An 8,368-nucleotide genomic window follows, 5' to 3' on the forward strand; every position below is an offset into this window, starting at 1 on the left:
CGTACTCGCCGCCGCGGACCGGGACCCGGAGCCCCTGCCCGGCGTACGGGCGAGCGACGCCCTCGCGCCGCGCGACCTCCCGCCGCTCCCGGCGCCGCAGCCCGTGCCCGCGCACCCCGAGCAGCCCCCGGCGTACCCGGCCGCGCCCGGCGGCCCGGACCCCTTCGCCCTGGACCAGCTGGCCACCGACGCCGCCGCCCGCGCACACACCCTGCTCGGCACCGGCCAGGACCCGGTCGGAGAGCTCACGCTGTGGCAGGACGCCGTCCGGCTCGCCGCCGCCCGGCCCGGCTCCGGCCTCACCGCCGGCACCCGCGCCCTGTACTCCGCGCTCGCCGCCGCCACCGGCCGCGGCACAGCCGAGCTGGCGCGTGCGGTCGCCGCCTGGCGCCAGGGCGGGCCGGTGGGCCTGGCCGTCCTCGAAGACGCCTGGGACCCGCCCGCCGGCCGCTTCGACCGCGCCCGCCCCCTCCTCCTCGCCGCCGACCTGCCCGCCTTCCGCCCCTGGCGTAACCGCCTCACCCACCCCCGGGGCCACGTCCAGCTCCGCCTGGGCCGCGACGGCCTGTGGTACGCCTACGAGTCCGAACCGGGCCGCGACGACTGGTGGCCCCGCGGCATCCCGGACACCGACCCGGTCGGCGCCCTGACGGGCCTGGACCTGCCCACCGACCTGTGACCGGGCACCGCGACAAAAGCCCCCCGCACCCGGCCTCGACCTCGTCGGCACCCTGACCGGCCTCGGCCTGCGCACCGTCCCCTTCTGCAGGGCACGCCCGCCCAGGAGGCGGTCGCCGCGCGGTGGGGCAGCGGACCTGTCTGCCGGGTGAGCGGCGAACGGACCGAGGGTGGCTCCTGTCGCTGATCGATATCAGGAGGCACTCAAAGCTTCTGGGCGCTGCTCAAAGAAGAGATCGGCACCCGCCTCTGGCCCGACCGGGCCACCGCACGCGCCGAGCTCTTCAACTTCATCGAGACCTTCTACCCGGGCTGCCCTGGCCGGCCGGAGAAGTTTCCTGGCAGAACCCTTGCGGAAACGTGGCTGAGGTGTAATACATTACCGGCCACGCGTCGAGGGTGACGAGCTGTGCTCGCCGTCGAGGGGAGGACGATCACGAGGTGCGGCACTGACTTGCCAGGGCGCGGGTCTCAAACCGGCTGAACGGAGTGAATCTGATCATGGCGCGTCAGACATCCGGCACGACGCGAGAGGTCTTTTCCAGCCGCTTCGCGTTCATCGCCGCGGCCATCGGGATGGCGGTGGGCACCGGCAACATCTGGCGATTCCCCCGCGACGTGGGAGCGGGCGGCGGTGGCGTCTTCATCATCGCCCTGGTGCTCGCCAACCTGGTCTGGGCCGTCCCCCTGCTGATGGCGGAGTCGCTCCTCGGATCCCGCAGCCGCCTCGGCACCATCGGGGCGTTCCGTGACTTCATGGGCCGCAAGTTCGCCTGGATGGGCGGCTTCATGGCCGTCGTCACGATGGGCATCCTCTTCTACTACACGGTGATCTGCGGCTGGGCGATCCGCTACTTCGTCTACGCGGTGAGCGGCAAGTTCTCCTCAGGTGTCGGCAGAGAGCAGACCCAGCGACTGTGGGACAACTTCGTCGAGAGCCCGGCGCAGACGATCCTGTTCCACGTGATCGCCGCCTTCCTCGTCGGGTTCGTGGTGATCCGTGGCCTGAAGGGCGGCCTGGAGAAGGTCCTCAACATCACCGTGCCGATGCTGTTCGTCGTACTGGTGCTGCTCGCGATCCGCGCCATGACCCTGTCGGGGGCCGGCGAAGGGCTGCGCTACCTGTTCGTGCCCGACTGGAGCAGGATGCTCGACGGTGAGATGTGGCTCGGTGCGTTCGTGCAGATGGCCTTCTCCACCGGAGCCGGCTGGGGCCTCTACCTGACCTACTCGGTGTACATGCGCAAAAAGGAGGACTTCGCGCTCAACGCGGGAATCGTCGTCGCCGGCAACCACCTGGCCTCGCTGCTCGCCGGGATCGCGGTCATCTGCACGGTCTTCGCGGTGCAGTCGCCGCACTACGCGCAGGAGGCGGTCTCCGCCGGCGATCAGGGGCTGATGTTCGTCTACCTCGCCGCGCTGTTCGGCCAGATTCCCGGCGGCACCTGGTTCTTCGGGCCGCTGTTCTTCCTCGTGCTCGTGCTCGCCGGCCTGTCCAGCCTGATCGCCATGATGGAACTCGCCGTGCGCAACGTGATCGACCTCGGCATCAAGCGGAGGAAGGCCGTTGTCGCGATCGTCCTCGTGACGCTCGTCGGGGGCATCCCCTCCGCACTCGACCTGGACGTGCTGACCAACCAGGACAACGTCTGGGGCGTCGGACTGCTGATCAGCGGCCTGTTCGCGGCCATCGCCATGATGCGCTACGGCCTGGAGCGTGCGCGCCGCGCGCTCGACCACTCCAGCGACTTCAAGGTCGGCGCGTGGTGGAAGGTGCTGATCGGGCTGTTCCCGCTGATGTTCGCCGTGGTGTTCGGCTGGTTCATGTACCTGTCCGTCACCAATGACTCGCAGACCTGGTACGACCCGTTCCAGACGTTCAGCATCGGCACCATGCTGCTCCAGTGGACGCTCCTCTTCGTCGTGATGCTGCTGCTCAACAACCTGTTCTCGCGCAGGATCAGCCGCGGCCCCCTGACCACCGACGGTGACGAACCGGCGTCGCCCGCGCACCAGGGAGAGGAGGTCTGACCCGTGGATGCGGAGACTGTGATCTGGACGCTCATTCTCTTCGGCGGGACCGTGCTGGCGGTGGTCTGGCTGACCTACGCCGCCTGGTGCAAGGAGAAGGACGGCACCGAAAAGGACGGCGCCGAAGAAGGGACGGCGTGACGAAGGTGGCCGGGGCCGAGGGGCTTGTGATCATGTCCCTCGGCCCACCGGCGCGAGTAAGCCCGGGCATGTGGCGGTTCGTCTGAAGGCGGACGGGTTACTCGGTTCCTGCCGCGGAGGGGAACTCGCTTCAGGCGGCGTTCTCACTTTCGTACTGATCGATCGAGCAGGGCCGATACACGGCAACCGCACCAGCTGATCGCGAGGTGACTGACATGGCCGAGACCACGGTTCGCGAGAACACCGACGCCGGGCCCCGGACGCAAGAAGGGAGCCGTTCGGAGACAGAGAAGGAGAAGCGGACGACACTGCAGGGTCGCAGGGGGAGCGACGTTGCTCCGGAGAACCGCGGAAGCACCACGGTCGCGGACGCGGTGGTCGTGAAGATCGCGGGAATGGCCGCCCGTGAGATCCCCGAGATCCACAACCTCGGCAGAGGCATGGCCAGGGCGTTCGGGGCGGTACGCGAGCGCGTGCCCGGCGGAGGCAGCGACATCGCCCAAGGAGTGAAGGTCGAGGTCGGAGAGCGCCAGGCCGCTGTGGACCTGGACGTGGTCGTCGAATACGGCGCCGCCATCGCAGACACCGCCGCAGATGTGCGCCGGAACGTCATCAGTGCGGTGGAACGGATGACCGGCCTGGAGGTCGTGGAGGTCAACATCGCCGTCGGCGACGTGCACCTGCCGGACGAGGAGGAAGAGCCCGAGCAAGTCGACAGGCGCGTGGCCTGACCACCTCATCCACGCAAGGGTCACCCGCTACGGCGCAGCGCCGACCGCGCGGCGCGCTTGTCTCAGGGTGGACGGCTGCGGCATGGCAGAAGACGGCGACCGTGCACCGGGAACACACGGCCCGGTGCTTGGTCACCTGCTCGACGCTAGCCGGTGCCCCAGAAAGGGGCGGACCCGTAGTGGGCGCAGACGCGGTCGGCATACCAGCGGTCGGTCACCTTCCGGCCCCGGACGTCCTGATCGGCGGAGGGCCAGTGCGACCGGGCCCTCGTGCTCGGGCCCCCGCTCCCTCCCGGTTCCATCGGCCCCGGCCCCGGCCCATGCATGGAACCTCACGTGGGTACCCCTATATCGGATAACTGGCAAAAAAGCCGGATAAACGACGGGGCGGAGACATTCGGCGATCAGGTCACGACACTGAGCCCGCTGGAGCTCATGCCGCTCCCGCTGGGGGGAACGACGGAGGAGGCTTCCGTGCGGGCGACGTTCTCACTGGGCCATATGGCCGGTATTCGAGTGGGCGTGCACTGGAGCGTCCTGGTCATTTTCGTCCTGATCCTGGTGGGGCTGGCACAGGGGGGCCTCCAGGAAGCCCATCCGGGCCGTCCGGCATGGCAGTACTGGCTTGCCTCGGCGGTGACCGCGGTGTTCTTCCTGCTGTCGCTGCTGGCTCACGAGATCAGCCACGCGCTGGTGGCCCGCCGCAACGGTGTGGCCGTGGACGACATCACCCTGTGGCTGCTCGGCGGCCTCGCCCGGCTCAAGAGCGAGGCGTCCACCCCGGGTGCGGAACTGCGCATCGCCGGCGTGGGGCCGCTCGTCAGCCTGGTGCTCGGGGTGCTGTTCGCCCTGGCGGCGGGAATACTGGGCGGATTCACCGATGCCGGGCTCGCAGTGGGGGCGCTGGCCTGGCTGGCCGGGATCAACATCCTGCTGGCGGTCTTCAACGCGCTGCCGGCCGCGCCGCTGGACGGCGGGCGGCTGCTGCGCGCGATCGTGTGGTGGAAGACGGGCAGCCCGCTGCGCGCCACCGCCGTGGCCACGGCCGCGGGCCGGGTGCTGGGGTGGGTGCTGGTCGGTGTCGGCTTGTACCTCGTCCTCGCCGGGGCCATCTTCAGCGGCATCTGGCTGGTGGTCATCGGCTGGTTCGTCATCGCGGTGGCCACGGCGGAAGGCGGCCAGGCGAGAGTCCGCGAACTGCTGGGCGGAATCCCGGTGAGCGACGCGATGACGCCCGACCCGGTGACGGTCCCCGCCGGCACCACGGTGGGAGACTTCCTCGCCGACCCGCGCTTTCGCTACCGTCACTCGGCCTTTCCCGTGATCGACGACGCGAACTTCGCGGCGGGCCTGGTCACCCTGAAGGGTGCGGACGCGGTCCCGGAGACGGAGCGCGCTTCCGCCACCGTCGCGGACGTGATGGTGCCGGTCGGCGACCTGCCGACCCCCCGTCCCGACGACCCGCTGGCGCCGCTCGTGCCCGAGTTGCAGGCCAATCCCGCCCACCGGGCCCTCGTGCTGGAGGGAGGCCGAGTCGTCGGCATCGTCACCTCCTCGGACATCAGCCGCGTCACCTCCTGGCTCAGCTCCTCGCCCGCCTGGCGCAGCCGGACCCTCTGAGATGGCGTTATGAGGCGTGATGTCCGTTACGGGGTTGGTGTTGGGTGAGGCGTGATGCTCGTGGAGGTCGGTGCTGGTCTATGGGCGGGGCTGGGCGAACAGGCCGGGTTCGGTCTCGACGAGGATCCCGCCGTCGACCAGGCGCTTGAGCTTGGAGCGGATGCCTTCGGTGTGCTTGGGCAGGAGGGGCAGGTCCATCGCCAGGCACAGGTCGCGGGGCTTGAGAGAGGGAGGCTGTGCCCGGTGCCCACACAGCCCAGCGAACCAGCGCATCCCGCCACACTGATCCCTGCAGGCCCGCACCGCAGACAACACGGTCGGAGTCCGAAAGCGTCACCGGCCCGGGCCGGGGCTGCTTTCGATGATCTGGCACACCACGGCGTCGCCACCGGCGCGGCGGGTCACCTCGGCGGTGCGGCGGGCGGCGAGCAGGGCCCGGCGTAGCTCGCGCAGCTCGGCCAGGGTGCGGTTGATCTGATCGAGGTGGCGGTCAAGCAGCTGAGTGACCCGGCCGCAGGGCTGGGCGCCGTCACGCTGCAAGTCGAGGATGTCGTTGATCTCGTCCAGGGTCAGGCCCAGCGCCTTGGCGCGGCGGACGAAGCGCAGCACCTCCAGGTCGGCTTCATCGAAGAGCCGGTAGCCGGCCTCGGTGCGCTCGGCCTGGGGCAGCAGCCCCTTGGCCTGTGTGGAGTCGGCGACCCGGGAGAACCACAGCCGCTGCGCTTGCCTCGGGCTGGAGCGCCGGCCCGAGCCTGTCGCGTGCCGGGACGCTGGGCGCGGCCGGCGAGGAACTTCGGAGAGGCTGGCGCTGCGCCGTTGGGTGCGATGGGCCGCCGTACCGCAGCCGGTGCTGCGGCTGGTGCCACAGTCCGTACCGCTACAGGTTCCACGGCTGGTGCTGCTGCGGGCAGTACCAGCCGCTCCACGATCTGGTCGGCATCGATGCAGCTCATACCCCCTGGGCAACCTCAATCCTCTCGACGACACCTCTCCCTGGAACAGGAGAGGTTGACTCCCGTCTGTCGGGGATGGCTGCGATGCTGCCGGGTATGGATGAGGCGATGCGCGGCCGGGTCTACGGCTCGTTGACTGAACACCCGGGCCCGAAGCCGGGACGGCGCTACGTCGAACTGGTGGGCGGACCGCTGGACGGATTGCTGCTCGACATCACGGCTGGAGGCCGGAAGAGATCGACGACGGTGCCTCCCTCCTGACCGAGCTCGGGCAGTTCGGCCCCCGGGGGCCGGGCGCTGTACGACCCGCGCCCCGGCGACCCGTCCCGCTGGGACTGGGGCGGCGACAGCCCCTGATCACCCGCACTCGGTCGGGTGAAGACACCGCCGCAGCCGAACCCTCCCCGGGCGCCCGGGCGTAGTGCCGTACTTGGAACCGATCAACGAAGTGCATGTAAACCAGCCGGGCTTGGTCGACGTCGCGGCCGACGGCGACGCCACCGCGCTCGGCTTCCAGCAGCATGCTTGGCAGTCCAGATTGCTGCGAGTTCCTCAGGGTTCCGTGCCCGTCCCCGCTGACGAGTCGAGGCTGAACACTGAAATGACGTTACCCCGGAAGGGAAGACCCACAGAAGATACCGTTCAGTAGGGATATTTGACTCTATCGACCGGCGCCTCTGGACCTCAGGATGACGAAGCGGCACGTCCCGTTCCGCTCCCAATCATGGAGGAGGCCCCATGCACAAATCCACCTTCGGCAAGCTGAAACTTTGGATCATGTCCGTCGTCGGCGTGCTCTTGCTGGCGCTGACCGTGCAGCTCACGACCCAGTCCGCCAGTGCGGCACCCGTCGCCGTCGAGTCCTCCAACGAAGGCGACGTCGTGGAGATTCACTCGACCGACGATGGGATCAACCTGGTAACCGACTTCGCCGAGATCGAGCGGGATCATACGGTGGACAGAAGCAATGCCGATCTCGACGCGAAGTTCGATGACCTGAACGAGCGGATGAGCGATCTCGGTTGGGACCTGACGCAATCGGAGGAGCGCCAGCGGCTGGAACAGGAGGCCAGCAGTCTGCTGACGTTCCTGGACCCGGTCGCCGATGATGCGACCGGGTCGGAAACCGGAACCGACCTGGGGCAGCTGCAGCAAGTCCTCGCACAGGTTGAGAACGGCAACGTCTGTGAGGGGCGCTGCCTCAGCACTCCCGGCGAGAAGGCGGCCCGCACCGTAATCTTCGCCGCAATAGCCGCCGTGGGGACGCTGGGCCTGGCAGCTACCGGTGTCATCAGCATCCCGAGCGCCGCGGTTGGCCTCGCAGTCGCAGCGATCATCACGACCGCCCGGGTCTACTACGAGATGCGCGACAATATCGATGAACTCCCCAACGCCCTACAGCGCCAAATGGCCAACAACGCGATGTTCGCGGGCATGGATGTGTTGATCCGCAACTACGACGCGGTCCGGGCCGAGCAGGACGTCATCATCGACGACTTCCTCAACAACCTGGCCGACGACGTCGAGGCGGCTCGCGGCGAGGAACTGGCAGTGGACAACAACATCGACCTGATGGACGGCGAACTCTGACACCACGCCCCCTGTTCGCATTCCACCATTAGCCCCGGGAGTCCGGCAGCGCTGGCCGCCGGACTCCCGGGCAACACCAGCCCCTGACTACTGATGAGCTTCGCGTGATATCGCGCCTCTGGGATACGGCTGGCGCTCAACTTGACTTTTTCCACTCGCCTGAAGGACCCCGTTGCTGATCTCTCATTTCGAGGGTTGGGCGAGCAGACGGCATAAGTGGGTGGTGCGGGTGCGCTCGGGGCGGTGGCCTTGCTGCCAGGCATCGATGCGGATGAGGTTGACGGCGGTGGCTGCGAGGCAGTGGCCGAGGTGGGTGGCTGTGGCGGTTCGGTAGCGGCTGCGGCGTGCGTGGGGTGGACGATCTGGCAGACCGTGGCCTCGATCCCCGCGCGGGGCCGGTAGCGGGCTCGCCAGGCGTCGGTGTCCTGTTCGCGGCGGCGCTGCTGGAGTGCCGCCCTTTGGGCGGGCTCGCGCAAGGTTAGGGCTCGTCCCCACTTGCCGCTGCCCGCTGTCGTGCATCGCGGGCGCAATTGGCAGGCGCGGCAGGTTGCCGCGTCGAAACGGATCTGGACCAAGGGGACGCGTGTGCGGCGGCTGCTGCGGGTAGTCGCCCAGGAGGTGCTG

The 8,368-nt window shown here is 68.9% G+C and carries 8 protein-coding genes and 3 pseudogenes; 8 read left to right on the plus strand and 3 right to left on the minus strand.

Going from position 1 to position 8,368, the window contains the following annotated elements:
- From H8R17_RS43505 to H8R17_RS43525, 5 genes and pseudogenes are all read left to right on the plus strand, one after another.
- Positions 1-679 (plus strand): annotated as a pseudogene (locus tag H8R17_RS43505) (hypothetical protein); the annotation flags it as partial.
- Between the two features lie 500 nt (positions 680-1,179).
- Positions 1,180-2,709, plus strand: coding sequence for a sodium-dependent transporter (locus H8R17_RS43510; RefSeq protein WP_187828700.1), 1,530 nt, complete (start codon positions 1,180-1,182; stop codon positions 2,707-2,709).
- 3 nt (positions 2,710-2,712) lie between these two features.
- Entirely contained in the window at positions 2,713-2,850 is a 138-nt protein-coding gene (locus tag H8R17_RS43515) for a hypothetical protein (RefSeq protein WP_187828701.1), read from the plus strand.
- Positions 2,851-3,065: 215 nt separating this feature from the next.
- Positions 3,066-3,581: an Asp23/Gls24 family envelope stress response protein gene (locus tag H8R17_RS43520; protein ID WP_187828702.1), complete on the plus strand. Its 516-nt coding sequence runs from the start codon at positions 3,066-3,068 to the stop codon at positions 3,579-3,581.
- Positions 3,582-4,055: 474 nt separating this feature from the next.
- Positions 4,056-5,201 carry a site-2 protease family protein gene (locus H8R17_RS43525; RefSeq protein WP_187828703.1) on the plus strand — a complete coding sequence of 382 codons (1,146 nt, stop codon included), beginning with the start codon at positions 4,056-4,058 and terminating at the stop codon, positions 5,199-5,201.
- A gap of 78 nt (positions 5,202-5,279) precedes the next feature.
- On the opposite strand, the gene H8R17_RS43530 is transcribed toward H8R17_RS43525, so the two are convergent.
- Together H8R17_RS43530 and H8R17_RS48290 are read right to left on the minus strand one after the other, a co-directional pair.
- Positions 5,280-5,474 carry a hypothetical protein gene (locus H8R17_RS43530; protein ID WP_187828704.1) on the minus strand — a complete coding sequence of 65 codons (195 nt, stop codon included), beginning with the start codon at positions 5,472-5,474 and terminating at the stop codon, positions 5,280-5,282.
- Between the two features lie 60 nt (positions 5,475-5,534).
- Complete coding sequence (locus H8R17_RS48290) at positions 5,535-6,188, minus strand: MerR family DNA-binding protein (RefSeq protein WP_316959724.1); 654 nt, start codon at positions 6,186-6,188, stop codon at positions 5,535-5,537.
- Positions 6,189-6,250: 62 nt separating this feature from the next.
- Between H8R17_RS48290 and H8R17_RS43540 the strand changes: the two are divergent.
- The 3 genes and pseudogenes from H8R17_RS43540 to H8R17_RS48295 all read left to right on the plus strand — a co-directional run bounded on the left by H8R17_RS43540 (position 6,251) and on the right by H8R17_RS48295 (position 7,744).
- A pseudogene (locus H8R17_RS43540) lies at positions 6,251-6,511 on the plus strand (hypothetical protein).
- Positions 6,512-6,575: 64 nt separating this feature from the next.
- Entirely contained in the window at positions 6,576-6,803 is a 228-nt protein-coding gene (locus H8R17_RS46055; protein WP_316959725.1) for a DUF6207 family protein, read from the plus strand.
- An 89-nt stretch (positions 6,804-6,892) separates the two neighbouring features.
- Positions 6,893-7,744: a hypothetical protein gene (locus tag H8R17_RS48295; RefSeq protein WP_262505987.1), complete on the plus strand. Its 852-nt coding sequence runs from the start codon at positions 6,893-6,895 to the stop codon at positions 7,742-7,744.
- Positions 7,745-8,109: 365 nt separating this feature from the next.
- Here the strand turns inward: H8R17_RS48295 and H8R17_RS49660 are convergent.
- A pseudogene (locus tag H8R17_RS49660) lies at positions 8,110-8,319 on the minus strand (transposase); the annotation flags it as partial.
- Positions 8,320-8,368: the final 49 nt, after the last annotated feature.

Origin of the sequence: Streptomyces sp. TRM68367 (assembly GCF_014495685.1) — a bacterium.
GTDB lineage: Bacteria > Actinomycetota > Actinomycetes > Streptomycetales > Streptomycetaceae > Streptomyces.

What these genes read in the sequence shown, in the direction of transcription:
- H8R17_RS43510 (WP_187828700.1), top strand. Translation starts at nt 1,180, where the DNA reads ATGGCGCGTCAGACATCCGGCACGACGCGAGAGGTCTTTTCCAGCCGC.
- H8R17_RS43530 (WP_187828704.1), bottom strand. Translation starts at nt 5,474, where the DNA reads ATGCGCTGGTTCGCTGGGCTGTGTGGGCACCGGGCACAGCCTCCCTCT.
- H8R17_RS43520 (WP_187828702.1), top strand. Translation starts at nt 3,066, where the DNA reads ATGGCCGAGACCACGGTTCGCGAGAACACCGACGCCGGGCCCCGGACG.
- H8R17_RS48295 (WP_262505987.1), top strand. Translation starts at nt 6,893, where the DNA reads ATGCACAAATCCACCTTCGGCAAGCTGAAACTTTGGATCATGTCCGTC.